This is a genomic window from Arthrobacter sp. (assembly GCF_031988865.1).
GTDB lineage: Bacteria > Actinomycetota > Actinomycetes > Actinomycetales > Micrococcaceae > Arthrobacter_B.
The window spans coordinates 1-23,626 of record NZ_DALZXY010000001.1; the positions used below are offsets into that span (position 1 = coordinate 1).

Annotated in this window: 27 protein-coding genes and 1 pseudogene; 19 read left to right on the forward strand and 9 right to left on the reverse strand. The window is 67.6% G+C overall.

The annotated features are described in order from the left end of the window. The 3 genes and pseudogenes from RTN46_RS00005 to nagB form a co-directional block, all read left to right on the forward strand. Positions 1-215 (forward strand): annotated as a pseudogene (locus tag RTN46_RS00005) (hypothetical protein); the annotation flags it as partial. A gap of 5 nt (positions 216-220) precedes the next feature. Then, complete coding sequence (locus RTN46_RS00010; RefSeq protein WP_312178327.1) at positions 221-916, forward strand: N-acetylmannosamine-6-phosphate 2-epimerase; 696 nt, start codon at positions 221-223, stop codon at positions 914-916. Then, positions 916-1,701 (forward strand): glucosamine-6-phosphate deaminase, encoded by a 786-nt coding sequence (gene nagB, locus RTN46_RS00015; protein ID WP_312178329.1) that lies wholly within the window; start codon positions 916-918, stop codon positions 1,699-1,701. The genes RTN46_RS00010 and nagB overlap by 1 nt, the downstream gene beginning before the upstream one ends. A gap of 342 nt (positions 1,702-2,043) precedes the next feature. Here the strand turns inward: nagB and RTN46_RS00020 are convergent, their stop codons facing one another. Together RTN46_RS00020 and RTN46_RS00025 are read right to left on the reverse strand one after the other, a co-directional pair. Then, positions 2,044-2,688, reverse strand: coding sequence for a response regulator transcription factor (locus RTN46_RS00020; RefSeq protein ID WP_312178330.1), 645 nt, complete (start codon positions 2,686-2,688; stop codon positions 2,044-2,046). Further along, positions 2,681-3,994 carry a sensor histidine kinase gene (locus RTN46_RS00025; RefSeq protein WP_312178332.1) on the reverse strand — a complete coding sequence of 438 codons (1,314 nt, stop codon included), beginning with the start codon at positions 3,992-3,994 and terminating at the stop codon, positions 2,681-2,683. The genes RTN46_RS00020 and RTN46_RS00025 overlap by 8 nt, the downstream gene beginning before the upstream one ends. Positions 3,995-4,186: 192 nt before the next feature. Between RTN46_RS00025 and RTN46_RS00030 the strand changes: the two genes are divergently transcribed. Next, the gene (locus RTN46_RS00030) at positions 4,187-5,266 is read left to right on the forward strand and encodes an FtsX-like permease family protein (protein ID WP_312178334.1); all 1,080 of its coding nucleotides are present in this window, start codon (positions 4,187-4,189) and stop codon (positions 5,264-5,266) included. 49 nt (positions 5,267-5,315) lie between these two features. Next, positions 5,316-6,017, forward strand: coding sequence for an ABC transporter ATP-binding protein (locus tag RTN46_RS00035; protein ID WP_312178336.1), 702 nt, complete (start codon positions 5,316-5,318; stop codon positions 6,015-6,017). Here RTN46_RS00035 and RTN46_RS00040 read toward each other — a convergent pair. From RTN46_RS00040 to RTN46_RS00050, 3 genes are read right to left on the reverse strand one after another with little or no spacing between them, the layout of a single operon-like run. Continuing rightward, positions 6,014-6,547, reverse strand: coding sequence for a GNAT family N-acetyltransferase (locus RTN46_RS00040; protein WP_312178338.1), 534 nt, complete (start codon positions 6,545-6,547; stop codon positions 6,014-6,016). The two genes, RTN46_RS00035 and RTN46_RS00040, sit on opposite strands and share 4 nt — an antisense overlap. 45 nt (positions 6,548-6,592) lie before the next feature. Then, on the reverse strand, positions 6,593-7,024 hold the full coding sequence (locus tag RTN46_RS00045; RefSeq protein WP_312178340.1) for a MarR family transcriptional regulator: 432 nt from the start codon (positions 7,022-7,024) through the stop codon (positions 6,593-6,595). Then, positions 7,021-7,926 carry an alpha/beta fold hydrolase gene (locus tag RTN46_RS00050; RefSeq protein WP_312178342.1) on the reverse strand — a complete coding sequence of 302 codons (906 nt, stop codon included), beginning with the start codon at positions 7,924-7,926 and terminating at the stop codon, positions 7,021-7,023. Before RTN46_RS00050 ends, RTN46_RS00045 begins: the two co-directional genes overlap by 4 nt. 486 nt (positions 7,927-8,412) lie before the next feature. Here RTN46_RS00050 and fepB point away from each other — a divergent pair, with 486 nt between their 5' ends. The 6 genes from fepB to RTN46_RS00080 are packed head-to-tail and all read left to right on the forward strand — an operon-like array spanning position 8,413 to position 14,720. Then, the gene (fepB, locus tag RTN46_RS00055; RefSeq protein ID WP_312178343.1) at positions 8,413-9,420 is read left to right on the forward strand and encodes a Fe2+-enterobactin ABC transporter substrate-binding protein; all 1,008 of its coding nucleotides are present in this window, start codon (positions 8,413-8,415) and stop codon (positions 9,418-9,420) included. Between the two features lie 33 nt (positions 9,421-9,453). Then, positions 9,454-10,473, forward strand: coding sequence for an iron ABC transporter permease (locus RTN46_RS00060; RefSeq protein WP_312178344.1), 1,020 nt, complete (start codon positions 9,454-9,456; stop codon positions 10,471-10,473). Then, positions 10,470-11,555, forward strand: coding sequence for an iron chelate uptake ABC transporter family permease subunit (locus RTN46_RS00065; RefSeq protein ID WP_312178345.1), 1,086 nt, complete (start codon positions 10,470-10,472; stop codon positions 11,553-11,555). The genes RTN46_RS00060 and RTN46_RS00065 overlap by 4 nt, the downstream gene beginning before the upstream one ends. A gap of 18 nt (positions 11,556-11,573) precedes the next feature. Further along, positions 11,574-12,452 (forward strand): ABC transporter ATP-binding protein, encoded by an 879-nt coding sequence (locus RTN46_RS00070; RefSeq protein ID WP_312178347.1) that lies wholly within the window; start codon positions 11,574-11,576, stop codon positions 12,450-12,452. Continuing rightward, a complete protein-coding gene (locus RTN46_RS00075; RefSeq protein WP_312178348.1) occupies positions 12,449-13,321 on the forward strand; it encodes a siderophore-interacting protein in 873 nt (290 codons plus the stop codon). Before RTN46_RS00070 ends, RTN46_RS00075 begins: the two co-directional genes overlap by 4 nt. Then, positions 13,311-14,720, forward strand: a complete 1,410-nt coding sequence (locus tag RTN46_RS00080) for an enterochelin esterase domain-containing protein (protein ID WP_312178350.1) — start codon at positions 13,311-13,313, stop codon at positions 14,718-14,720. Before RTN46_RS00075 ends, RTN46_RS00080 begins: the two co-directional genes overlap by 11 nt. Here RTN46_RS00080 and RTN46_RS00085 read toward each other — a convergent pair. After that, on the reverse strand, positions 14,717-14,971 hold the full coding sequence (locus RTN46_RS00085; RefSeq protein WP_312178352.1) for a hypothetical protein: 255 nt from the start codon (positions 14,969-14,971) through the stop codon (positions 14,717-14,719). The genes RTN46_RS00080 and RTN46_RS00085 overlap by 4 nt on opposite strands. Positions 14,972-15,147: 176 nt before the next feature. On the opposite strand from RTN46_RS00085, the gene RTN46_RS00090 reads away from it, so the two are divergent. The 3 genes from RTN46_RS00090 (at position 15,148) to RTN46_RS00100 (ending at position 17,336) form a co-directional block, all read left to right on the forward strand. After that, complete coding sequence (locus RTN46_RS00090) at positions 15,148-15,645, forward strand: MarR family transcriptional regulator (protein WP_312178354.1); 498 nt, start codon at positions 15,148-15,150, stop codon at positions 15,643-15,645. Positions 15,646-15,735: 90 nt separating this feature from the next. After that, positions 15,736-15,984, forward strand: coding sequence for a hypothetical protein (locus RTN46_RS00095; protein ID WP_312178356.1), 249 nt, complete (start codon positions 15,736-15,738; stop codon positions 15,982-15,984). Between the two features lie 128 nt (positions 15,985-16,112). Then, positions 16,113-17,336, forward strand: a complete 1,224-nt coding sequence (locus RTN46_RS00100; protein ID WP_312178358.1) for an MFS transporter — start codon at positions 16,113-16,115, stop codon at positions 17,334-17,336. Here the strand turns inward: RTN46_RS00100 and RTN46_RS00105 are convergent. Beyond that, positions 17,333-18,043, reverse strand: a complete 711-nt coding sequence (locus RTN46_RS00105; protein WP_312178360.1) for an NUDIX hydrolase — start codon at positions 18,041-18,043, stop codon at positions 17,333-17,335. The genes RTN46_RS00100 and RTN46_RS00105 overlap by 4 nt on opposite strands. A 152-nt stretch (positions 18,044-18,195) precedes the next feature. Between RTN46_RS00105 and RTN46_RS00110 the strand changes: the two genes are divergently transcribed. From RTN46_RS00110 to RTN46_RS00120, 3 genes are all read left to right on the forward strand, one after another. Continuing rightward, positions 18,196-18,810, forward strand: a complete 615-nt coding sequence (locus RTN46_RS00110) for a GyrI-like domain-containing protein (RefSeq protein WP_312178362.1) — start codon at positions 18,196-18,198, stop codon at positions 18,808-18,810. A 71-nt stretch (positions 18,811-18,881) separates the two neighbouring features. After that, positions 18,882-19,220 (forward strand): PadR family transcriptional regulator, encoded by a 339-nt coding sequence (locus tag RTN46_RS00115; protein WP_312178364.1) that lies wholly within the window; start codon positions 18,882-18,884, stop codon positions 19,218-19,220. Next, positions 19,217-20,197: a permease prefix domain 1-containing protein gene (locus RTN46_RS00120; protein ID WP_312178365.1), complete on the forward strand. Its 981-nt coding sequence runs from the start codon at positions 19,217-19,219 to the stop codon at positions 20,195-20,197. The genes RTN46_RS00115 and RTN46_RS00120 overlap by 4 nt, the downstream gene beginning before the upstream one ends. Positions 20,198-20,275: 78 nt before the next feature. On the opposite strand, the gene RTN46_RS00125 is transcribed toward RTN46_RS00120, so the two are convergent. Both RTN46_RS00125 and RTN46_RS00130 read right to left on the reverse strand, forming a co-directional pair. Then, positions 20,276-20,878 carry an antibiotic biosynthesis monooxygenase gene (locus RTN46_RS00125; protein WP_312178366.1) on the reverse strand — a complete coding sequence of 201 codons (603 nt, stop codon included), beginning with the start codon at positions 20,876-20,878 and terminating at the stop codon, positions 20,276-20,278. Between the two features lie 58 nt (positions 20,879-20,936). Continuing rightward, complete coding sequence (locus RTN46_RS00130; RefSeq protein WP_312178367.1) at positions 20,937-21,833, reverse strand: LysR substrate-binding domain-containing protein; 897 nt, start codon at positions 21,831-21,833, stop codon at positions 20,937-20,939. A gap of 115 nt (positions 21,834-21,948) precedes the next feature. Here RTN46_RS00130 and RTN46_RS00135 point away from each other — a divergent pair, with 115 nt between their 5' ends. Both RTN46_RS00135 and RTN46_RS00140 read left to right on the forward strand, forming a co-directional pair. Next, on the forward strand, positions 21,949-23,259 hold the full coding sequence (locus RTN46_RS00135; RefSeq protein ID WP_312178368.1) for a cytochrome P450: 1,311 nt from the start codon (positions 21,949-21,951) through the stop codon (positions 23,257-23,259). A 43-nt stretch (positions 23,260-23,302) separates the two neighbouring features. Then, a complete protein-coding gene (locus RTN46_RS00140; RefSeq protein ID WP_312178369.1) occupies positions 23,303-23,626 on the forward strand; it encodes a 2Fe-2S iron-sulfur cluster-binding protein in 324 nt (107 codons plus the stop codon).

Below are 23,626 nucleotides of genomic sequence, written 5' to 3' on the forward strand. Positions count from 1 at the left end.
ACCCGGAACGGATCGTTCTGACGGGAAGTGTGGCACAGCCCGGCGGCTCATGGTGGGCCGCGATGGAAGCCGCCCTGCGGGCCGAGCTGGTGGAGGTGGCGGGCGGCGTCGTCGAGCTGGTTCCCGGCGTACTTGGCCCGGAAGCGCCGCTGATCGGCGCGGCCCGGGCCGTCCGGCAGCAGCAGGAATACATCAATTTGCAGCAAGGAGCTTAACTTTTATGCCTTCAGTAATCGAGGCGATGCACGGCGGTTTGATCGTGTCCTGCCAGGCCTATCCGGGTGAACCCCTGCGGGATCCGATGATCATGGCACGGATGGCGCAGGCCGCCGTCGAAGGCGGAGCCGTGGCCATCCGGGTGCAGGGAATCGCCGATATCGAGCAGGCGGTCCAGGCGGTCCAGGTCCCGGTCATCGGGCTCTGGAAGGACGGCGCCGACGGCGTGTTCATCACCCCGACGCCGGCACATGCCGCCGCCGTCGCCAAGGCCGGGGCGCACGTGGTGGCCCTGGACGGAACCCGGCGGCCGCGGCCGGACGGGTCCACTCTCGAAGAGTGCATTGCGGCCGTGCGGGAAGTCTCGGATGCTTTGATCATGGCAGACTGCGGAAGCACCGAAGACGCCGTGGCCGCCGTGGCCGCGGGCGCCGATCTGGTCGGCACCACCCTGTCCGGTTACAGCGGCGAGCGTCCCAAGACCGAGGGGCCCGACGTCGACCTCGTGCGGGAAATGTGCGCGGCGGTTTCGGTCCCGGTTGTGGCCGAGGGACGGGTGCATTCCCCGGCGCAGGCCGCGGAGGTCCTGGCCGCCGGAGCCTGGGCGGTCTGCGTGGGCACGGCCATCACGCACCCCACCACGCTCACCCGCTGGTTCGGTGAGGCTCTGGCCTCCGTCCAGCCTGTGGCAGGTGCCTGATGGAAGTTGTTATCCTCCCGTCCGCGGCTGCCGCCGGCGCGTTGGCCGCGCAGGCCATCCGGGAACTGCTGGCTACCAAGCCGGCTGCCGTCCTGGGGCTCGCCACCGGGTCTTCACCCCTTCCGGTCTATGACGCACTGGCCCGGATGCAGGCCGCCGGGGAGGTGTCCTTCAGCCATGCCTCGGCATTCGCGCTGGATGAATATGTGGGCCTGCCCGCGGACCACCCCGCCGGCTACCGTGCGGTAATCCGCACGGAATTCACCGAACGCGTGGACATGCCGCCGGCCTCCGTGCACGTTCCGGATGGCCAGGCCACGGACCTGCAGGCTGCCTGCCGGGGGTACGAAGCCGCCATCGCGGAAGCCGGCGGAGTGGACCTGCAACTGCTGGGCATCGGCAGCGACGGGCACATCGGTTTCAACGAACCCGGCTCCTCGCTGGCCTCCCGCACCCGGGTCAAAACCCTCACCGAACTGACCAGGGCAGACAATGCACGGTTCTTCGACGGGGACATGGATCTGGTGCCGCGGCACTGCCTGACCCAGGGCCTGGGCACGATCATGGAATCCCGGCATGCGGTGCTGCTGGCCAGCGGCCCGGGCAAGGCAGACGCTGTCCGGGCTATGGTCGAGGGACCGGTGAGTGCCCGCTGCCCCGCCAGCGTCCTGCAGTTCCATCCGCACGCAACCGTGCTGGTGGACGAGGCCGCGGCATCAAAGCTGGAGCTGGCGGGCTACTTCCGCTATACGTACGCCAACAAGCCGGATTGGCAGGGCTTGTAAGCCTCGGATTCCCTGGCCGCGCTTCGGTGAGGCCACACCAGTCCCACCAGTAACGATGGGTGGGAAACTGGGTCACCTGGACGGCCGGGAGTCCCCGGGCTCGTCGCATGGGCCGAGGTCTGCTGCCAGGTCGTGCGCAGTTTCCCACCGAGTGTTGCGCCCGGGACTGGTGGGACCACACCCGTCCCACCAGTAACGATCAGTGGGAAACTGGGTCGCCTTGACGGCCGGGCCGGCCCGCACAACCGCAATGATCGTGGGCTTCAGCAGAGTGCCGGTACAGACCCGGCACACACCTGCCCGGACACCGGCCAGCCGGCCGCGGCCCGGAGACCGGACGGCCTAGCTGCGGATGATCCGCCGTTCGCGGGCAACCGAGATGGCCGCCGTCCGGTTGTCCACGCCGAGCTTCTCGTAGATGTGCACCAGATGCGTCTTGACCGTGGCCTCACTGATGAACATCGAACGTGAGATGGACCGGTTGGACATACCGGTGGCCAGCAGCTCCAGCAATTCGATTTCCCGGCTGCTGAGCGCCGGTTCAGGGTTGCGCAGCCGGCCCATCAGGCGGGCAGCGACTTCCGGGGCCAGAGCGGTCTGCCCGGCCGCGGCCGACCGGACAGCATTCCGGATCTGCTCCGGCGGCGCGTCCTTGAGCATGTAGCCGCTGGCTCCGGCTTCCACAGCCGCGATGATATCCGCGTCCGTGTCATAGGTGGTCAGTATCAGCACTGGAAGCCCGGGATCGGTCTCCTTGATTCGCCGGGTAGCGGTGACCCCGTCCATGCCCGGCCCCATCTGCAGGTCCATCAGCACCAAGTCCACAGTCTGCCCCAGCGCTTTCTCCTTCTCGAGCATCCGCAGGGCTTCATCGCCGTCGCCAGCCTCCGCTGCCACGGACACCCCCTCGAACCCGGAGAGCATCGCCCGGAGCCCGGACCGCACCACTGGATGGTCATCGACCAGCAGGACCCGCAGCTCACTCATGGGTCCTGCTCCCTGCTGCTGATCCCGCGTCCGGCAGCTCCTCGCCAGCATGAAGCGGCAGCCGGATGCCCAGCACCGTCCCTTCACCCGGAGCAGATTCCAAGTCCATGCTCCCGCCAAGGGCGGAGACCCGGTCCCTGATGGAGATCAGCCCATAGCCGGTCCCGTCTGCCCGAGGCTGATCCCTCATGGGGGCGCCGTCCGGATCGAAACCGCTGCCGTTATCGAAAATGTCCAAAGTCACGTCTCCTCCCACAAAGGCCAGCGTAACCACCGCAGTGGATGCTCCGGCATGCCGAAGGACGTTGGCAAGGGCGGACTGCGCCGCACGCAGGAGGGTCACCTCATAGGGTGCTGCCAGCTGGACCGGCTCACCCTCGAGCCTGAACCGGCACTCCATCGACTGGCCCTCGGCGGCCGCCTGCTCCTGCACCGCCTGGCAGACCCGGGCCAGCCGGTCCGGCAACGCACCGGCGTCGTTCTGCGGCGCCCGCAGATCCCGGACAAAGCGTCTGGCTTCGGCCAGGTTTTCCGCGGCCGTGGACTCGACGGTCCGCAGCCGGTCCCGGACAGCGTCCAGCTCGCCGGCGCCGAGGGAATCCCGTGCAGACCGGCTGACCAGCACTATGCTGGCCAGCCCCTGGGCCAGGGTGTCGTGGATTTCCCGCGCCAGCCGCTCCCGTTCCGCCAGGACCCCCTGCTCCCGCTGGCTGCGGGCCAGTTCCGTGCGGGTGCGGCGCAGTTCCTCCAGCGCCCGCCGCTGGTTGGTCACCTCGGTGTAGAGCGCCTGATAGGCCATGCCCATGATGACGGCGAAGCCGGCTCCGATCGCCGGGCCCAGCAGCATGGCCGCATGGAAGGTGCTGGCATGCGCCCACTGCGCGGCGACGACCGCCGCCGTGGTGAGGGTTACGGCAAGGACGGCGGGCCGCAGGGGCAGGAGCCGCAGTTCCAGGAAGAACAGCGGAAAGGCCAGCCAGGAAAAGTCGGGGCTGAGCACCAGGAGCACCAGCCACAGGACCGTGACCACGGCGAGCCAGGCAAGGCCGTGCCGTTCCGGATCGAACCTGCCCGGATGCCCTCCGCCCTCCGAGGCACGTTTTTCTGCCACCGTCCCGGTCACGTACACCGCGGCGAGGACAGCGGAAAGGAACAGCGCCACATAGGTGACCCAGGTCAGGGGAGCAATCAGCAGCATCCGGGCCACGGCCACCGCCAGCAGGAGGGCAAAGCCGATATGGAGCGCCAGGCGCAGGACCCGCAGGATGCGCTCGCCGGCCTGGGACCGGCCGAACTCGGCGGACATACCCGCCAGCCTATCCATCCCGGGCGGGTGGCGCATCAACCGTTTGGTTGACCGCAGGGTCAACCGCTCGGCTCCGGGGAACCGCCCGGCCTGCCGATGCAGCCAGGCCTTGCGCGCAGGAGAGTGATTAGGGAGGGAAAAATCCCAGTCCCAGCCTGCACGAAGAACAACGGAACAACGAAGGAAACACCCATGTATCTGGCCCTGCGAGAGATCCGCTTTGCGAAAGGCCGCTTCGCCCTGATGGGAACGGTTGTCGCTCTCATCAGCTTCCTGCTGGTTATGCTGTCCGGCCTCACCGCCGGCCTGGCCGACCAGTCGACGTCCAGCATCAAGGACCTGAATGCTGACGAGGTGGTGTTCGGAGCGCCCTCCGGCAACGAGCCGAAGACCTCCTTCACCGAATCCCAGATCAGCCCGGACCAGCTGGAGACGTGGCAGCAGGCTGACGGGGTCAAGGACGCCGAGCCGCTGGGCATCACCCAGGGCCGACTGCAGGCCGGCGGTACGGCTTCCGCGGCGCTCTTCGGTGCTGATCCGTCAGGCGGCTTGGTCCCGGACGGCGTCGCTTCCGGGAAGATCGTGGTGAGCCAGCAGCTGGCCGATGACCTCGGCCTGGAGCCCGGCACAACGGCCACGGTCAACGGACAGTCCCTGACCGTCGCGGGGGTCATCGCAGACCAGTGGTACAGCCACACCCCGGTCGTCTGGACCGCGATTGAGGACTGGAAGCAATTCGCCCACGTCGAGCCCGATGTTGCCGGCACTGTCCTGACCGTGAACTACGACGGCGGGAGCCGGGACGACGCTGCACTCGACGCCGCCAACGCGGACGCCGGAACCACCAGCCTGACCCGCTCCTCGAGCCTGTCCGCGCTGCCTGCCTATTCCTCGGAGAACGGTTCCCTGCTGATGATGCAGGCCTTCCTGTACGGCATCTCCGCCCTGGTGATCGTGGCCTTCCTGACCGTCTGGACGCTGCAGCGCACCCGTGACATCGCTGTCCTGCGGGCCCTGGGCGGAACCAAGTCCTACGTCCTGCGCGATGCCCTGGTCCAGGCCGCCGTCATTCTGGCCGGCGGGACTGTGGTCGGCGGGCTGCTCGGTGCCGGAGCCGGAGCCCTGGCCGCCCAGGTGGCGCCCTTCGCTGCGACTGCCGCCACGACTGTGCTTCCGGCGGTCGGCGTCTTCATCCTCGGCCTGGCCGGCTCGGCCATCGCCGTCCGCCGGGTGACCCGGGTAGATCCGCTGCTGGCGCTGGGCGGGAACTGACCCGGCCGCCAGACCAACCCTCACGATTCAAGCGACTGACAGGATCACCATGAATAACCAAACCACTCCCCTGCTCCTCGAGAACGTCACCCTGGAATACCCCGATGGCCAGGACAACGTCATCAAGGCCCTGGACGGCGTCAGCCTGACGGCACACCGCAGCACGGTGACCGGCCTTGCCGGCCCCTCCGGCTCCGGCAAGTCCAGCCTGCTGGCCGTGGCAGCGACCCTGATCGAAGCCACCTCAGGAACCGTGCTGGTCAACGGATCCGACGTCGCCGGCCTGGCGGACGCCGAGCGGTCCCGGCTGCGGCGGGAAGAGATCGGGATCGTCTTCCAGCAGCCGAACCTGCTGCCGGCGCTGACCGCGCAGGAACAGCTGGTGGCGGTGGCGCACCTCCGCGGCGAACACACCCGGCCGGCGGAGGCGCGGGCCGCGGAACTGCTCGACGTCGTCGGCCTGTCCGACCAGCTCGGGAAGCGCCCGCACCAGCTCTCCGGCGGCCAGCGGCAGCGCGTGAACATTGCCAGGGCCCTGATGGGGCACCCGTCCCTGCTGCTGGTGGATGAGCCGACGGCGGCGCTGGACCATGAGCGCTCCGCATCGATCATGAAGCTGCTGCGGCAGGTCACCATGGAATTCAACCTGGCCACCGTCCTGGTGACCCACGACGTCGAATTCCTGCCGCTCATGGACAGTGTGGCCAGGATGCGGGACGGCAAACTGACGCAGCCCGCCGCTGTTGCCTAACCCGGGCTGGTGACGAAGAGCTCGCAGGTGGTGTTGTAGTACCGGTCGGTCTGTCCGGCGTGATCCAAGCCGATCCGCCGGCAGACCTGCGCGGAGGCGGTGTTGGCCGGATTCGTCACGGCCACCACCTGCTCCAGCCCGGACGCCAGTGCCATCTCCAGGACCGTGGACGCGGCCTCTGTGGCATAGCCCTGTCCCCAGAAATCCGGGTGGAGGTGCCAGCCGATCTCGGTATCGCCGGAGGGAACCAGCGGCAGCTCGCCGGAGGCCGGAATGGATTTCAGCAGCAGTGTGCCGACCAGCTGCCGGTCTTGCGTCCGTTCGATGGCCCAGATGCCGTGGACAGGGTCATCCAAGCCCTTCCACCGTTCGATCATCGCAAGGGCTTCGGCCAGGTCCGGAAGCACCCGTGGAACCCGGCCGAGGTAGCGCTGCACTTCCCAGCGCGAATACATGTCGTAAACGAAGTCCGCGTCCCCGGTGGCCCAGGGACGCAGCAGGAGACGGTCCGTCGACAGGCTGCTTTGCATTCGGCCATTGTAGGCACTTGCCCCACCGGGCCGCCGCGGGAGGCATCAGCCGGTGGAATTCGAAACGTGCCTCAGCCAGCGTGCAACCGTCTCCAGCTCCTGGGGGCTGAACCCTTCCGTCACCAGGTCATCCAGTTCGGCGATGGCCGTTCGAACGTCGTCCATCGCCTCTTCTCCGGCGGGCGCGAGCGAAACCCGGATAGTGCGCCGATCCTTCGGGTCCGTTGTCCGGGTAATGAACCCGGCCTTTTCCATCCGGGCCAGCAATCCGCTGGTACCGGCCGCCGAGCCATGAATCGCTTCGGCTACCTCGCCCGTGGCCGTACCCGGATTGCCTGCCACGAAGAAGAGCACTCCGGCCGCCGCTGCGCTGATGCCCCGGGCGCTCCCGCGCCGGCTGATCCAGCGGCCAAGACGCCGCTCGGCCTCCAGGGTAAGGAAGACCAGCCGCGGCGGTATCCGGCGGTCGGGGCTCATGCCCGGGCCGCCCTCTCCGTCAACCAGGCCACGGCATCGGGCCACAACCGGGCACCGGGCGCCCGCCGGAAGTACCCCATGTGCCCGATCGCGGCCACTCCGGCGTCCGCGGGGGCGTAGATCCGCGTTTGGACCCGGGCATTGACCAGCTGGCGGCCGATCAGCCCGATTTGCGCCGGGGTTGCCCACGGATCGTCGCTCAGGCCGACGCACAGCACCTCGGTCCGGACCCTGCCCGTCCGCTCCCGTGCATGCATGGTCGGGTCATCAAAGAAGTAGCCCGGCTGCCGGGTCCATTTACCCCACTCGCGCATGGCGGCCGTTGGCATATCCTCGCCCAGGCCGAACCTCCGCCCCGGAACGTAGCCCAGGAGGCGTGCTGTGCCGGGGCCCAGGACCCGGAGGATCAGTTCCACCCGCGCGCGCTCAACCCGGTCCGGGATGGATGCCGTCACCCCGGCGTGGGAGGCAACGGTCATAAAGCCGCTGAGGCCCTCGGTTCCATTGTTCAGTGCGAGCGCATGCCCGCCCAGGCTGTGCCCGACGGCGAGGTGCGGGACGTCCGGAAAACGCTGGCGCATCCAGGCGGCAGCCGCCGGAACATCGTCGTCCATCCAATCGCGCATGCGCAGCCGGGGATTGTCTCTGGCGTTGCCGGACTCCCCCGTCCCGCGGTAGTCATAGGCGAGGACGGCGAATCCGGCCTTGGCCAGGGACTCGGCGAATCCGCTGTACAGCCGCTGTGGGACGGCCGTGGCCGAATGGATCGTGACGCCGGCCCGGGCCAGTTCAGCTCCGGGCATGCGAAGCGTCCCACGAAGGGTTCCACTGCGGGTTCCCGGCGCCCCGACGCTGATGCTGACCCGCTCCGTTTGGAGTCCCTGGGCCTCAATGTTTCGCATGCGAAATACCATAGGCCGGGAACCGGGCGGGCGCTAGGTTTCTCGGCAGAATGCTGGCGGATGTGGGCCAGCTGACGGACGATCCGGCTGGCGGCAGACAGGGCGGGTGCTCCGGCTGGCGGCAGACAGGGCGGGTGCTCCGGCTGGCGGCAGACAGGGCGCGTGCATTTTCCTCCGTTTTGGGATTTTCCAGCCGTTTTGGGATTTCCCTCCGGCGCGCCATGGCAGGGAAATCCCAAAATGGACGATTTATCCCAAAACGGAGCATTTCCAGCCACAGCCATCTGCCGAATCAGCCGGGTGAGGCGAGCCACCCACGCATACAGCACCCAATTCGGCGACTGCCGGGCGATTAGCCAACAGTAACGTTGCGTAATTCCCGGATGCTTAGGTTAGGCTAACCATTGCTGCGGCACTGAACGCCGGAAGCATTACTATCCACACCGCTGTCCGCGCCCGCGGCGGCGTGCACCCTAGGAGCACGTTGTGCGTATTTCCCTGCCCCAAAAGGCCCTCACGGTCACCGCCGCCGCAGCCCTGGCGCTCACCCTCAGTTCCTGCAGCAACGGTGCCGCCGAGGCCGACCCCACCGAAAGTGCCGGAGCGTCCGCCGAGTGGCCCCGCACTATCACCCACGAGGCAGGCGAGACCGTTATCGAGGCCCAGCCGGAGAACATCGCCTCCACCTCGCTCTCCGTCACCGGTACCCTGCTCTCCATCGACGCTCCGGTCACCGCCACCTCGGTCAGCCCAGCCCGCAGCGGCACCGCAGACGAGAACGGTTTCTTCAGCCAGTGGGCGGATGTGGCCGTGGAACGCGGCGTCGAGCCGCTGTACACCATCGGCGAGTTCGACCTTGAAGCCGTGATTGCCCAGGATCCGGACCTGATCGTTGTCTCCACCTCCGGCGCCGACTCCGTGCTGGACCAGTACGATGCCCTGAGCGAGATCGCCCCGACCATCGTGGTCAACTACGGCGACCAGACCTGGCAGGACCTGGCCGAGGAGCTCGGGGAAGCCACCGGCCTCGAAGAGAAGGCTTCCTCGGTGGTCGAGGAATTCGACGCCAGCGTTGCGGAGACGGCCGACACCCTGGCCGTCCCAGCGGGAACCACCGCGTCGATTGTCAGCTTCAACCCGGGCGAGGTCTCCCCGGTCGGCAAGACGACCGGACCGCACTCCCAGCTGATCAGCGCCCTCGGCTACACCATTGCCGAACCCGACGCACAGTACGACACCTCCGCCCAAAAGCGCGAGGACTTCGCGTTCACTTCTTATGAAGGCCTGTCCGCGTCGGTGACCGGGGACTACACCTTCCTCATCAGCTCCACCGAGGAAACGGTCGAGGCGTTCACCTCTGATCCGACGCTGGCCAACCTGCCCTCCGTGCAGGCCGGACAGGTCTACTCCATGGGTCCGGAGTCCTTCCGTCTGGACTACTACAGCGCCAGTGACATCATCGACTGGTTCAACACGTCCTTCGCGGCCAAGTAGCCAGCTCCAACGGCGAACCAGAATAACCAGCACGTGTTCCAAACACCGCGCAAGCAGCACCGGCAGGTAAGTGCCTGGGCCCTCGGCCTGGCCCTGCTGGTGCTGCTGGCGTTTGCCAGCTTCGCCTCCGGCTCCCGCGCCATCCCGCTGGCCGATACCTGGGCCGCCCTAACCGCCTTTGACCCGTCCCAGGACACCCACCTGCTGGTCCGGGAACTGCGCCTGCCGCGTACTTTCCTGGCCATCACGGTCGGCGCCGCCCTGGGCCTGGCCGGAGCCCTGATGCAGGCGCTGACCCGCAATCCGCTGGCCGAACCGGGCCTGCTGGGCGTCAACGCCGGCGCCGCCTTCGCCGTCGCCATCGGCCTGGGCTTCTTCAACATGAGGTCCCCGTACCAATACATGTGGCTGGGTTTCGCGGGCGCCGCCGCCACCTCCGTGCTGGTCTACCTCCTGGGACGGGCGCACGACGCCGGCACCAACCCGGTGCGCCTGGTCCTGGCCGGCGCCGGACTCTCCGTGATGCTGATCGCCGGCACCAAGATCATCCTGATCGGCGGCCCGGACGAGACCATTACCGCCTACGCCGCGTGGGCCTCCGGCTCCCTGCAGGGCCGCGGCTACGATGTGCTGCCCTGGGTCCTCTGCGCCTGCCTGCTCGCTGCACTGACGGCGCTGCCGCTCTCCCGGAGCCTGGACTCCCTGTCACTCGGCGCTGACCTGGGGCAGACCCTTGGCGTACGCATCCGCACCACCTGGATTCTGGGCGCCTTCGCGATCCTGATCCTGGCCGGTGCCGCCACCGCCGCGGCCGGTCCCATCGCCTTCCTCGGCCTCGCCGCGCCGCACATCGCCCGGATGATCACCGGGCCGGTCCACCGCCGCCTGTTGCCGCTGTCCATGCTCCTCGGGGCGCTGCTGCTCCTCCTCGCCGATGTGGTGGGCCGGGTCATTGCCGCACCGGCCGAAATCGGCGCCGGCGTGATGAGCGCCCTGGTTGGCGCTCCGTTCTTCATTGCCCTGGCCCGGCGGCGGAAGCTGGCCAAGCTGTGAGCGCCCTCAAAATTGGAACGGCCCGCGCCCGTGGCGGCACCCGTGGCGGTACCCGGAGCGGCACCCGTACCCTGAGTCTTGGCCCGGTGCGGCTGCGCTACCGCCGCCGTACCCTGGTGACCGGCGCCGTCCTGGCCGCCGCCGCCGTCGTGCTGGGCATTGCCGGCATGCAGACCGGCACGATCGCGCTGGCCTTCGGTGATGTACTCGGTGCCGTCTTCGGCCAGGGGGAGAGCAAAACGCTGAAGGTCGTGCAGAAGATCCGGCTGCCGCGCACCGTCACTGCCCTTGGCGTTGGTGCCTGCCTCGGTGCGGCCGGAGCCACCTTCCAGTCGATTTCCCGTAATGCGCTGGGCTCGCCGGACATCATCGGCTTCACCACTGGTGCCGCCACCGGTGCGGTGGCGCAGATCGTGCTCTTCGACGCCGGCCCGAGAGCCACCGCCCTCGCGGCAATCGCGGGCGGACTGCTGGCTGCCGGCGTTGTCTACCTGCTTTCACTCAGCGGCGGAGTGACCGGCGGCTACCGGCTGGTGCTGATCGGCATCGGGGTCGGTGCCATGCTCGCCGCCGTGAACACCATCCTGCTGGCCAAGGGTGACTCCGATCTGGCCGCGGAGGCGCACCTCTGGCTCTCCGGCTCCCTGGCCGCACGGAACTGGGGGCACGCCGTTCCGGTGCTGATCGCCGTCGCGCTCCTGCTGCCGGTGCTGCTGGGACTGTCCCGGAACCTGAACCAGATGGAAATGGGCGACGACGCCGCGCAGGCTCTGGGCATCCGGACCGAACGTACCCGGATCATCGCCATGGCTTCCGCAGTTGGGCTCACGGCCGTGGCGACGGCGGCCGCCGGCCCCATCGTTTTCGTCGCCCTCGCCGCACCCCAGCTCGCCTCCCGGCTTACCCGCTCCCCCGGCGTCCACATCGGCACCGGCGCCCTGATGGGCGCTGTGCTGGTGGCCGGTTCGGATCTGCTCTCGCAGCGGCTGCCCATCCAGGCGGCCATTCCGATCGGCCTGATGACCGGGCTCGTCGGCGGCGTGTACCTGCTTTGGCTCCTGACCCGCAGCAAGCAGGTCTGACCGGTGCACCCTAAAACCATGCCCACCAAGGAGAACCCCATGGAAGACGTCCTCTCCGGCCGCGGCCTGAGCATCGGCTACGACGGCCGTACGGTCTCCGAGCACCTGGACGTGCGGATTCCGCCCGGTTCCTTCACGGCCATCATCGGCCCGAACGCCTGCGGCAAGTCCACCCTGCTGCGGGCCCTCTCGCGGCTGCTGAAGCCGGCGGCCGGGGAGGTCTTCCTGCAGGGCAAGGACATCCGTTCCTACCCCACCCGCGAGGTGGCGCGGCAGCTGGCACTACTGCCCCAGACGTCGACGGCGCCGGACGGGATCACCGTGGCGGACCTGGTGGCCCGGGGCCGGTTCCCGCACCAGTCACTGCTGCGGCAGTGGTCGGAAGCTGACCAGCAGGCCGTCGACGCCGCGCTGGCAGCCACCGGCGTGCAGGACCTCGCGGACCGCGCCGTCGGGGAACTCTCCGGCGGACAGCGCCAGCGGGTCTGGCTGGCACTGGTCCTGGCCCAGGACACTCCGGTTCTGCTCCTGGATGAGCCCACCACGTTCCTGGACATCGCCCACCAGCTGGAGGTCCTGCGGCTGTGCCGGGGCCTGCACCGCACCGGGAACTACACGCTGGTGACCGTGCTGCACGAACTGGGCATGGCCTTCCGCTTCGCCGACCACGTGATCGCCATGAAGGACGGCCGGATCGTGGCCCAGGGAACGCCGGCGGAAATCGCCACCCCGGAACTGATGAAGGAAATCTACGGGATCGATGCAGTCGTCATCGCCGACCCGGCAACCGGAGGACCGCTGGTGGTCCCGCTGGAGCCGGAGGCCCCTGGAACCGGCATTGTCCACCCATCCGCTGGCTCCGCGCCGGCACCCCTTGCTGAAGGAGCACCTGTATGAGCGGCCATGTCCTCAGAGTCGACCGCGTCGAAGACGTAACGCCGTTGATGCGCCGGGTCCACTTCGGCGGCCCCGGGGTCGCCGGGTATGTGAATGCCGGCGCCCATATCCCCAACGTCAAGCTCTACTTCCCGGTCCCGGGCGAACCGCTGGATCTGCCCGAACGCGGCGAACGCGGCTGGGAATGGAAGCCCGGCCAGCGCGATCGTGTGCGCACCTACACTGTCCGGAGCCTGGCCGCCGACGCCTCGGCGCTGAGCGTGGACTTCGTCCGGCACAGCGGGGCATCGGTGGCCGCGGCCTGGGCGGAGACCGCTGCTCCCGGCGACGAGATCGCCGCACTGGCCGGTGGCGGGGTCGTGGTGGGCGAGGCCGCCTGGGTGCTGCTGGCCGGTGATGAGACGGCACTGCCCGCCATCGCCGGCACGATCGAACGCTTCGGTCCGCAGCAGCGCGGGGTGGTCCTGATCGAAGTCGCCGGACCGGCCGAGGAACAGGTTCTGGACGCTCCTGCGGGCGTGGACGTCCGCTGGCTCCACCGCGACGGTGCCCAGCCCGGCTCCACAACCCTTCTGCAGGAGGCGCTGGCCTCAGTCGAATTACCCGCTGCGGAGCTGGCCGCCGGCACTGTGGAGGTGTGGGTGTCGGCGGAGTCCGCCGTCGTCCGCTTCGCCCGCAGCCACCTCAAGTCGCGGGGTTTCCCCCGGAAACAGCAGCTGATCATCGGCTACTGGAACCGGGGCATCGATGAAGTCGCCTACGGGCGGGAAACCGACCACGACCGGGTCGAAGGGGAACTGGAAACCATCCTGCCCGGCCAGGAGGAACACCACCACCACGGTGCGCCCCAGTACGCCCATGGCCATTAGCATCCCGGTTGCCGGTACGGAGGATGGCTTCCCTCCGCCGCGGGAGCCTGTTCCGCAGCCCGCTGCCCCTCTTTCCAGCCTTCCGGGACACTTCCGCGCGCATTGGGAAACGCTTTCCACACCCGAACGGGATCAGCTCGCCGCGGGCTGGGACGCCCGGGAGCTCCCGCTCGTCGAAGAGGATCCCGAGGGCGACCCAGCGATCCGCGCGGTAACGTTCCTGTACCGGGAACCGCAGGCCACGGCGGTGATTCTCTCCGCGAATGCCATGGTGCATCCTGACACCGCCGCGTCCTGCGAATTCGAGGCACTGCCGGACGGGATCTGGGCGCTGACCTGGCGTATGCCAGCGGACTGGGAAGCCAGTTACCGGATCACCGCGCACACGGGACCGCTGCCGGCACCCTGGCAGGTGGGTAATGACCGGCGGACCGTGCGCCTCGCCGCCGACGCCGGTGGTCCCGACCCGCAAAACCCCGCCCTGGGCACGGGCATGACAGGGTCGCCGACATCGGTGCTCCGGCTGCCGGCTGCACCCCCGGCCGGCTGGCTCGCCGTTCCCACCCCGGCCGTAGAATCCGGGGCCAGCATCATGGGCGAACCTACCCCCATGCGCGCCCCGGCCCTGTTGCGGACCGGTAGTTCGCAGGGCAGGGTGTCCGGGCCGGCACCGGGCCCACGATTTGTCTCCGGCGACTTTGTGCCGGGGCTGGAACTGCGGCGGGTCAGGGACCGGCAGGCGAACCGGCTGCGCAACGTCTGGCTCTACCGCCCGCGCGCCGCCGGGCGCGTTCCGACGCCGCTGATCCTCCTGCACGACGGCCAGGTCTGGGCGAAGTACCAGAACCTGGCCGCCACCCTGGACCAGGCAATTGCCGACGGTGTACTGCCGCCCCTGCACGTGGCCATGGTCGACTCCGTGGATGTTCCCACGCGCGGCCGTGAGCTGTCCGGCCCTACGGGGAGCGTCGACTTCGTCGCCCGGGACCTGCTGCCCGGCCTGCGCCGGACCCTTCCGGTCACGCCGGATCCGCTGCAGACCGTCATTTCCGGCGCCAGCTACGGCGGCCTCGCCGCGCTCTGGCAACTGGCACGATACCCGCAGGCGGCAGGAACAGCGCTCGCACAGTCACCCTCACTGTGGCGCTACGACCTGACTGAACCGCTGTTATCGGCCCAGGTTCCAATCCGGGTCCGGATTCAGGCAGGCCGTTATGAACCCAGCATTCATGAGCCGGCCGGGCGGCTCAACACAGCCCTCGCTGGCGCCGGCGTCGATACGGCGTTCCGCTCGATCAGCGGGGGCCACGACTGGGCCTGGTGGCACCCTTGGCTCATCCGCGGGCTGGCGGACCTATTCCGCGAGGACCAAGGGAATCCGACGAGCGGATCTGCCTAGCCAGCGCTGTCCTCGGGATAGTCGGCCTCGGCGTCACGGGGGTAGTCTTCCTCGCCGTCGGGGCCACCGCTTTCCCGGGCCTGATCCAGTCGATCCGCCTCCGATCCGCCGGGAAGCACCGGCTCCTCCTGCGGGAGGGGAGCATCGACTTCATCGTCTTCGTTGCTGTCCGGGACTGCGGGGAGCTGCTGCTCCAAGGTGTCTTCCTCGTTGCCTCCGGGAATTGCCGGACCTTCAGATGCAGTGGCCATGCGCCGTCTCCTTTGCAGCTGGGGCAGTGTGCCGGGCGAGCGTTCCGGGTCCCGTGGAAAGAAGGGGTACCGGGCGCTGGACTACCAAGCCTAGATCATAAGCTTGCTGAGCACCCTGCTCGGATTAGCGCGATTTAGTAGGCTGCCTAGTATTCCGCTGGGCTAGACTTGCCCGCATGCCTGAAACTGCCAACCCAACAGGCGCCGGATACTGGTACCCGCAAGCACCGGAGACCGCCGTCGGCGTCGACGTCCTGAATTCGCTGCGTGCGTACCGGGCCGCGGAAGCCGGCATGCGCCGCCGCACCCGCGACTCGATGCGGATGAACGAAACGGACCTGCTGGCCATCCGCTATGTTATGCAGGCCAGGCAGGCCGGGCGGGCAATCGGACCTAAAGACCTGTCCCGGATCCTGAACATCTCCACTGCCTCCACCACGGCCCTGCTCGACCGGCTGGAGAAGGGCGGCTACCTCACCCGCCGCCCGCACCCGACTGACCGGCGGGCACTGGAGATTATTCCCACAGAAAATGCGGACCACGAGGTCCGCGAAACCCTCGGGAAAATGCACCGAAAAATGCTGGATGCCGCTGATGCCCTGACACCACAGGAAGCCGGCACCATTACCCGCTTCCTGCGGGAGATGACCCAGGCGGTAGAGGGCGACCAGTAAGATCAAGTCATAGCTTTACAATCCAGACACGCATGGGTACAAATCGCCCGCCTAGCTAGTCGCTAGACCGCCTACCGAAGGATGAAGTAAATGACGGTCATAGATTCACCGCAGGATCCCGCTGCTGCCCTTCCAACCGAAGATTCCCTCTCTACCCTGGCGATTGCCGCTGCCCAGTTGGAAGCACAGCAGTGGGCAGTGGACCGCGCCGAGCAGGCGCTGACCGACCTTGTGCAGACTGCCGTCAGCGAAGGCCTGGAAACGGGAAGCATCGCAGCTGTAGCCGGACTGACCCCGGAAGAAATCGAACGAATCTCCGCCGAAGGCAGCGACGCCTAACCAGCACTACAGAACCGCCACGCTTCCCCGGGCAGCAACGTACCGCGTCACATAAGCGGCGCCTGCCCATTCAGCTCCGGCCCGCGCTAACGTGATGCAAGGCATATTCATGGCGGCGGGGGAGAAGCGTGGCGGTATCAGGCCGAATCAGGACCAACCAACCGGTTCGGGCAGGGCTTGCCCTCACCGGCGTCCTGCTGATCGGAATAAACCTCCGCGTAGCTTTCGTATCCGTCGGCCCACTCCTCGCGGACATCGGACGCGAGCTCGACTTCACCAGCGCCCAGGCCGGCTTTCTGACCGGACTGCCACTGGTCGCTTTTGCACTATTCTCCCCCGTGGCTCCGGCGTTCGCCGCCCGAGTCGGGCTGGACCGGGCCCTCTGGCTCTCCCTGGCAATCCTGGCGTCGGGAACTATTTTCCGTTCGACTCCCCTCCCGGCAGCCCTCTGGATCGGGACCCTGCTGGTCGGCATAGCCATCGCTTTCCTCAACGTGCTCCTGCCGTCGCTGATCAAGCGGGACTTCCCTGACCGGGTCAGCCAGCTGACCGGCATCTACATCGCGGCACACAGCGCCGTCGCCGCACTTGGTGCCGCCGTCGTTGTGCCGATTTCACTCGCCCAAGGCACCGGCTGGCGGCTCGCCCTCGGCATCTGGGCCGGGCTGGCCTTGATTGCCATGGCGGCCCTGCTCCCCACCCTCAAGGGTTCCAGGGCGCCGGCCACCGGCGCTGCGCGCGCCCCAAAGATCCGCTACCGCTCACCCTGGACCACCCTGCTCGGCTGGCAGGTCACACTCTTTATGGGACTGCAGTCCCTGACGTTCTACATCCTGACGGCCTGGCTGCCAAGCATCGAGCACCAGCAGGGTATCTCCCAGACGACTGCCGGACTGCATGTCGCGGTTTTCCTGCTGGTTGGCATGGCGTCCAGCCTGCTGACCGGCGGGGTACTGCACCGCTTCCGTGACCAGCGTCCGGTGGCTGTCGCCGGAAGCCTGTTGGCCCTGTCCGGATTCCTTGGCCTGCTCCTGGCCCCGGGAGTGGCACTGCTGTGGGTAGTGTTCGCTGCGGCCGGTGCGGGCAGCCAGATTGTCACGGCACTGTCACTGTTCAGCCTCCGCACCACCAACCACGTCCAGGCGGCCTCGCTTTCCGGAATGGCGCAGTCGGTCGGCTACGGCATCGCCGCCGCCGGCCCGGTGGTGTTTGGGTTCCTCTATGACCTCAGCGGGAGTTGGAGCCTGCCCCTGGCCGCCACAGTCGCCGCCATGGCCCTGTGCTGCGTCATGGCCCTTCCGGCGGGCCGCAACCGGGTGATCCCGGAGGAACCTGGAAAACCGGCCGCCTAGTTCCGCTCGTACTGCCAGTGGCTCCCGCGCATGGTGAGCCGGTGGCGCGCGTCCCCGGAACCCTGCCCTCCGGCATCGGCTGGATATTCCGCGTCACCGTGCCAGGCAAGCACGGCATCCGGCTCATAGCCTTCCAACAGGCGGCTGCTGAAGGTCTCCACGGGGCCGGCAGCAGCCCGTGCCAGGGCGGAAGCGGTATCCGCATCCTGTGCCAGCCGCATCAACGTCACGAAGGTCGGCGCCACCAGCAGCATTTTCCCGTCGCGGTGCCGGTCCAGGGCGGCAGCCGGCGTGAGCCAGGCCCAGTCAACGAGTTCACCCGGATTGAGCCGGACCTCGCCGCCGGGAGAGGCCGCCAGGAAGAACCAGGTTTTCAGCCGTTTGGGTGCCTGGACGGGTGGAATCCAGCAGGAGAGATCCGTTAGGGAGTCCGGCAGCAGGCTCAACCCGGTCTCTTCGGCCGTTTCACGCGCCCCGGCCACGCGGGCAGCCGCGAGATCCCGCCCGGAATCCTGACCCACCGCCCCGGCCGCCGGCGCAGGGAATCCCGCCGCTTCGTAATCTTCCGGATCCACGCGGCCCCCGGGGAACACCCAGGCCCCGGCGAAAGTGCCGGTATGCCGCGGACGCTCCAGCAGCAGGACCTCCAGCCCCGCCGGACTATCGCGCAGCAGCACTACTGTGGCCGCCGTACCTACCAGTGTCATCGTGCCCCTTGTCCGCCGAACTTTCGGCTTATTGCCTTCATGGATCGTATCGAACCGGGCGGCGGGCCTGAGCGGGGCCGCCGGGTTGCCTGAAGCCGCGGCCGTGCATTTGGATGGATCCGTGGATGGAACGGCGCCGAAGGACAATGGCCATGGATAAATTCGACATCAAGAAGGAACGCCGGGACCTTTATGCCCCGCGGGCGGAGTTCACGCTGGTGGAGGTTCCGGAGCAGAACTTCATCGCCGTGGACGGGCGGGGCAACCCCAATACCTCGCCCGACTACGCCGCTGCACTCGAGGCACTGTATTCGGTGGCATACACCTTGAAGTTCTCCGCCAAGCGGACGCTGGGACTGGATTCCGTCGTCGGGCCGCTGGAAGGGCTGTGGCGGGCCGAGGATCCGGCCGACTTTGCGCGCGGCAATAAGGACGCCTGGGAATGGACCATGATGATCAGCCAGCCCGGGTGGATCACCCCGGCCCTGCTCACCACCGCGGTGGCAGAGGTGAAGGCGAAGAAAGGGCTGGATTCGGTTGAGAAGGTCCGCTGGCTCCCCCTGGCGGAAGGACTCTCGGTCCAGATTCTGCACAAAGGCCCCTACGCCGACGAAGGGCCGGTGCTCGCCCGGCTGCACAACGCCTATATGCCCGAGAACGGGCTGGACTTCAACGGCGATCACCACGAGATCTATCTCAGCGACCCCCGCCGGGCCGCCCCGGAAAAGCTGAAGACGGTCCTGCGCCAGCCGGTCCGCAGGATCTGAGACCGGACCCCTCCGCAAAAGATGCCGGACATCTGTTGCAATATTGTGTCTGACACACCATAGTGTGAGTCATGGACGAAGAATTGCTCGGCGGCCACCTTCAGGAACTGCGGCGCGGAACCGTAGTACTGGCCTGCCTCTCCATCCTTAAACGCCCCGGCTACGGCTATGGCCTGTTGGAGGCCCTGGACAAGGCAGGTTTCGCCGTCGAGGCCAACACCCTCTATCCGCTGCTGCGCCGCCTGGAAAAACAGGGGCTGCTGACCAGCTCCTGGGATACCGGGGAAGCGAGGCCGCGGAAGTTCTACACCACCAGCGAGCAAGGCACGGAACTGCTGGACGCTCTGCTCAAGGACTGGGATGACCTGCACGGCTCCATCCGCCAGCTCAACGAAGGAAGCCAATCATGAGTACCCTCACCGACCGCTATGTCTTCGCAGCCCTTCGGTCGATCCCGGAAGCACAGCGGGAAGACATTGAGCGGGAGCTGCGCGGTTCCATCACTGACGACGTCGAGGCCCGGGTCGGGAGCGGCCAGCCCCCAGCCGAAGCCGAGACCGAGGTGCTCACCGAGCTAGGGGATCCAGCCCGGCTCGCGGCGCGCTACACCGGCCGCCCGCTGTACCTGATCGGCCCGGACCTTTTCCTGGACTGGTGGCGGCTGCTGAAATTGCTGCTGGTGATCGTGGTGCCGATCGCCTTTGTGGGCAGCATCGTGGTTCGGATGGCGGTTGATCCCGGGGATCCGGCCGGCGCGTTCGGCGCTGCCATCGGCACCGCGCTGAGCGTCCTGGTGCACCTGGGTTTCTGGGTCACCCTGGTTTTCGCTGTGATCCAGTACAACGGAGCCCGGCGGAAGGACCTCGGGCTGGGACCGTGGACCCCAGCCTCGCTCCCTGCACTGCCGAGGAAGGCCCAGGTGACCCTTGGCGACACCATCGCCTCGGTGGTGCTCATCGCCTTCTTCATCGGGCTGCTGCTCTGGCAGAAGGTTGGGTCGGTGATGTACCTGGACGGCGAACCGGTGCTGGTTCTGCAGGAAAGCCTCTGGAGTTTCTGGCTCCCCTACGTAATCATCCTGCTGGTCGCCGAGGCTGCGTTCGCCGTCGTACTGTATGTGGCCAGGCACTGGACCTACGCGTTCGCGGCCGTGAACACCGTCCTAGCCCTGTTGTTTATGGTTCCCGTGCTGTGGCTGCTGGCCACGGACCAGGTCTTCGACTGGGCGTTCCTGGCCCACGTGGATTGGGGTGCGGACGCGTCAGACTGGATCGCGGGCATCACGGCCGCCGCTGTCCTGGTCGTTGGCCTCTGGGACATCGGCGACGGATTCCTGAAGGCCTGGAAGGCCAGCCGGCCGGCTCCGGCGCAGCAGGCGCTGCGGTAGGCAGAGGCCCGACGACGACGGCGCCGCCCGGGAGAGGTCCCCGGCGGCGCCGTCGTATTTCTAGACGGTGTTTATGCTTTAGGTGGTTCGCCGGCGCTGGAGCCAGGGCTGCAGCAGCCCCGTCACCCAGGGCAGCACCCAGTACGCCATGATCGGCGTGAGGATGGCGGTGGTGATCAGCACGCGCAGCGGCATCAGAATGGCATCCCAGCCCGGGACGGCCAGGCCCACCAGCCAGGTGAACACCAGGTTGACCGGGAAAAAGCCGAGCCAGATGGTCACGGCCTGCTTCCAGCGCGGCGGAGCAAAGGGGGCCTCGAGGTCGGTGGTGGCCGACGGCGCGTCGAACCACCCCTCGATGCCGGTACGGCGGATGACGGTGCGGTCTTCGACCAGGTCCCGTCCCTCTGCCAGCCAGGCCTGGCGGTGTTCGGAGTGCTCCCAGGCATCCAGTGAAGGCTCATCGGCGAACCGGTAGAGCATGTGCCATTCGTGGGAGGTGGCTGAGGCGCGGACCCAACCTGAGCCGAGGAAACCGGGCCAGGTATTGGCGAGGTTGACGCCCTCCTGGACCCAGTGCGTGGCCTCGGTCACGCGGAGGGGATCGACCCGCCGGGTGATGGAGACCGTCACCGCTTCCGGCCCCCGGGCCGGAAGGGTGTCAGTATGCGATGTTGTCATACCTTCCAGTATCCGCAACTGGCGGGCCCGGCGGCGAATCGGGAGCGCCCTGGATCCTTCAGGCGTAGAGCTCCGCGGCCAGGTCCACCATGGCGGCGACGCTCTGCGACGGCCGGACCGTGGCCGGCCAGACGATCGATACCGGCACCGTGCGGACGGCCGGACGAATGGGACGCACGGCCAGGGACCGCCCTTCGTAGGATTGTCCGCCGGCGGGCTGCTGGACGAGGATGGCGTAGCCCATGCCCCGGCCCACCAGCGAGCGGGTCACTTCATAGTCCGTGGTCCGGAACCGAATGTTGGGCCGCAGACCGGCGGCGTCGAACATCCCCGTCGTGTTTTCGCGGCTGGGATCCATGTCCAGCAGGATCATCGGCTCCGCGGCGACGTCCGCGAGGGACAGTTCCGCCCTGGCAGCCAGCGGGTGGTCGGCAGAGAGCACGATCGAGGGCTCCGCGTCGTAGAGTTTCTGGCGGTTCAGCCCCGCCGGCAGGGACAGATCGTAGGCAATGGCGACGTCGAGCCGCCCGGCACCAAGCCGGCGGTGGATCTCGGTCTGCGGGCCGTCGAAAAAGTCGAGCTCCACCAGCGGGTAGCGACGTTCGTAGTGGTCGATCAGCCGAGCGAGCACTGTGGGCGCCAGTGTGAGATAGCAGCCCAGCGTCAGTGAGCCCCGCAGGTCCGCTCCAGCGCCGCCGGCGTGCAGCTCCAGGTCCGTTGCCTCGATCAACAGGCTCTTGGCCCGATTCAGCACATACTTGCCCGCGGCTGTGAGGGTGACGCCATGGGCCTTGCGCCGGATGGTCAGCTGGGCGTCAAAGACGCGCTCCAGGTTGTTGACGGCGCCTGACACCGCTGACTGCGAGACGTGCAGCGAATCGGCCGCGGCCGCAATACTGCCGTTCTCGGCCACGGCCACAAACGCCTCCAGCTGCCGCAGCGTGTAACGGGCCATTCGAAACCTCGCTAAAACCGTGGATGTTGGACTCTTTCTTGTACTTTACCGGGGATATGATCCACACCACACTGTTAGGAGACACAATTTCGGCCCCAGATCCAGGAGACCAACGATGACCATCCCGGAGACCACCGGCTGCCCTTTCACCGGGGCCCTTCCGGAGGATCCTGCCCAGCGGGCAGCACTGCTCGACTCAATGCCGGCCGCGCAGCCGGCCGCGCACGAAGCGGCGCCGGCCCCCGAGGCGCCCGCCCGCCAGGCTCCGGTCGCCGACTGGGTCACCATCCCGGACCTGTACCGGGACCCGTTCCCGATCTACCGTCGGATGCGGGAGGAAGCACCGGTGCACTGGGTTCCCGCCGTGAACCGTTACATGGTCACCAGCTACGCGGCGTGCCACACCATCGAGCAGGACGCCGATACCTTCTCCGCCAACGAAACTGATTCGCTGATGAAGCGGTCCATGGGCCACTCGATGCTGCGCAAGGATGACCCGGAGCACAAGGTGGACCGGGATTCCTACGGCAGCACGCTGCGGCCGGGCACCATCAAGAACCACTGGAACGCGGTTTTCCACGCCAATAATGAGAAATACCTCGGCGAGCTGGAGAACAAGGGACCCGGTGCAGACTTTGTCTGGGACTACGCCGCCCCCTATGCAGCGGAGAACCTGCGGCTAATCTGCGGCTTCCACAACGCCACGCAGGCGGACATGCAGCGCTGGAGCCAGACCCTGATCGACGGCACCGGAAACTACGCCGACGACGCCGAGGTATGGGCCAAGAGCGCGCAGTCCTCACTCGAGGTCGACGCTGCCATCGATGAGATGCTGCCCTACCTCAGGGACAATCCCGACCATTCACTGCTCTCCGGACTGGCGTCCATGCCGATTCCCCTGGAGGCAATCCGGGCAAACCTGAAGATGACGATTGGCGGCGGGCTCAACGAGCCGCGCGACGTCCTGGCGACCACGGTCTGGGCCCTGCTGAACAATCCGGACCAGCTTGCCTCGATCAACGGTGACCCGAGACTCTACGCCGCGGCCTTCGAGGAGTCCGTCCGCTGGGTGGCACCGATCGGCATGTACCCGCGTGAAGTCACCCGGGACACCGTTCTGGAAGGGGTGCACCTGCCCAAGGGTGCGCGGGTCGGAGTGGTCCTCGGGGCCGCCAACCGGGATCCCAACGTCTTCGAAGACCCTGAAACCTTCAACATCCACCGGCCCAAAAAGCCGCACCTGGGTTTTGGCGGCGGTTTGCACTTCTGCGCCGGCACCTGGGTCGCCCGGGCGCAGGTCGCCCAGGTAGCCATGCCGGCCCTCTTCGACCGCCTCCCGGGCCTCCGCCTGGACCCGGATAACGCGTCCGTTGACGCCGGCTGGGTCTTCCGCGGCCTCGTCAAGATGCCCATCCTCTGGGACTAGTTGCCCGGCCACCCCCACCCTCCCCTGCTTTTCAAGGAGCACCATGAGTACCATCACCTTCATCCAGCCCTCCGGCGAGCCCGCCGTCGTTACCGTGGAGCCGGGCACCTCCCTGATGCGCGCGGCCGTCACCAACGGAGTGGACGGCATCGTCGGCGAGTGCGGCGGCCAGGCGATGTGCGCCACCTGCCACGTCTATGTCCGGTCCGATTTCGCCGACGCACTGCCGGAAGTCAGTGACGACGAGGATGAGATGCTCGATTGCACCATCGCCGAGCGCACCGACCGTTCCCGGCTCGGCTGCCAGATCAAGGCCAGCGACGAACTGGACGGAATTGTTGTCGACGTGCCCTCGGACCAGGTCTAG

Bases quoted from the DNA above. Each gene is read 5' to 3' on its own strand.
- RTN46_RS00040 (WP_312178338.1), bottom strand. From the start codon at position 6,547: ATGCAAAGCAGCCTGTCGACGGACCGTCTCCTGCTGCGTCCCTGGGCC.
- RTN46_RS00070 (WP_312178347.1), top strand. From the start codon at position 11,574: ATGCCCACCAAGGAGAACCCCATGGAAGACGTCCTCTCCGGCCGCGGC.
- RTN46_RS00140 (WP_312178369.1), top strand. From the start codon at position 23,303: ATGAGTACCATCACCTTCATCCAGCCCTCCGGCGAGCCCGCCGTCGTT.
- RTN46_RS00080 (WP_312178350.1), top strand. From the start codon at position 13,311: ATGGCCATTAGCATCCCGGTTGCCGGTACGGAGGATGGCTTCCCTCCG.
- RTN46_RS00115 (WP_312178364.1), top strand. From the start codon at position 18,882: ATGGACGAAGAATTGCTCGGCGGCCACCTTCAGGAACTGCGGCGCGGA.
- nagB (WP_312178329.1), top strand. From the start codon at position 916: ATGGAAGTTGTTATCCTCCCGTCCGCGGCTGCCGCCGGCGCGTTGGCC.
- RTN46_RS00105 (WP_312178360.1), bottom strand. From the start codon at position 18,043: ATGACACTGGTAGGTACGGCGGCCACAGTAGTGCTGCTGCGCGATAGT.
- RTN46_RS00075 (WP_312178348.1), top strand. From the start codon at position 12,449: ATGAGCGGCCATGTCCTCAGAGTCGACCGCGTCGAAGACGTAACGCCG.
- RTN46_RS00110 (WP_312178362.1), top strand. From the start codon at position 18,196: ATGGATAAATTCGACATCAAGAAGGAACGCCGGGACCTTTATGCCCCG.
- RTN46_RS00135 (WP_312178368.1), top strand. From the start codon at position 21,949: ATGACCATCCCGGAGACCACCGGCTGCCCTTTCACCGGGGCCCTTCCG.
- RTN46_RS00020 (WP_312178330.1), bottom strand. From the start codon at position 2,688: ATGAGTGAGCTGCGGGTCCTGCTGGTCGATGACCATCCAGTGGTGCGG.
- RTN46_RS00050 (WP_312178342.1), bottom strand. From the start codon at position 7,926: ATGCGAAACATTGAGGCCCAGGGACTCCAAACGGAGCGGGTCAGCATC.
- RTN46_RS00095 (WP_312178356.1), top strand. From the start codon at position 15,736: ATGACGGTCATAGATTCACCGCAGGATCCCGCTGCTGCCCTTCCAACC.
- RTN46_RS00010 (WP_312178327.1), top strand. From the start codon at position 221: ATGCCTTCAGTAATCGAGGCGATGCACGGCGGTTTGATCGTGTCCTGC.
- RTN46_RS00130 (WP_312178367.1), bottom strand. From the start codon at position 21,833: ATGGCCCGTTACACGCTGCGGCAGCTGGAGGCGTTTGTGGCCGTGGCC.
- RTN46_RS00035 (WP_312178336.1), top strand. From the start codon at position 5,316: ATGAATAACCAAACCACTCCCCTGCTCCTCGAGAACGTCACCCTGGAA.
- RTN46_RS00030 (WP_312178334.1), top strand. From the start codon at position 4,187: ATGTATCTGGCCCTGCGAGAGATCCGCTTTGCGAAAGGCCGCTTCGCC.
- RTN46_RS00025 (WP_312178332.1), bottom strand. From the start codon at position 3,994: ATGTCCGCCGAGTTCGGCCGGTCCCAGGCCGGCGAGCGCATCCTGCGG.
- RTN46_RS00090 (WP_312178354.1), top strand. From the start codon at position 15,148: ATGCCTGAAACTGCCAACCCAACAGGCGCCGGATACTGGTACCCGCAA.
- RTN46_RS00120 (WP_312178365.1), top strand. From the start codon at position 19,217: ATGAGTACCCTCACCGACCGCTATGTCTTCGCAGCCCTTCGGTCGATC.
- RTN46_RS00085 (WP_312178352.1), bottom strand. From the start codon at position 14,971: ATGGCCACTGCATCTGAAGGTCCGGCAATTCCCGGAGGCAACGAGGAA.
- RTN46_RS00045 (WP_312178340.1), bottom strand. From the start codon at position 7,024: ATGAGCCCCGACCGCCGGATACCGCCGCGGCTGGTCTTCCTTACCCTG.
- RTN46_RS00125 (WP_312178366.1), bottom strand. From the start codon at position 20,878: ATGACAACATCGCATACTGACACCCTTCCGGCCCGGGGGCCGGAAGCG.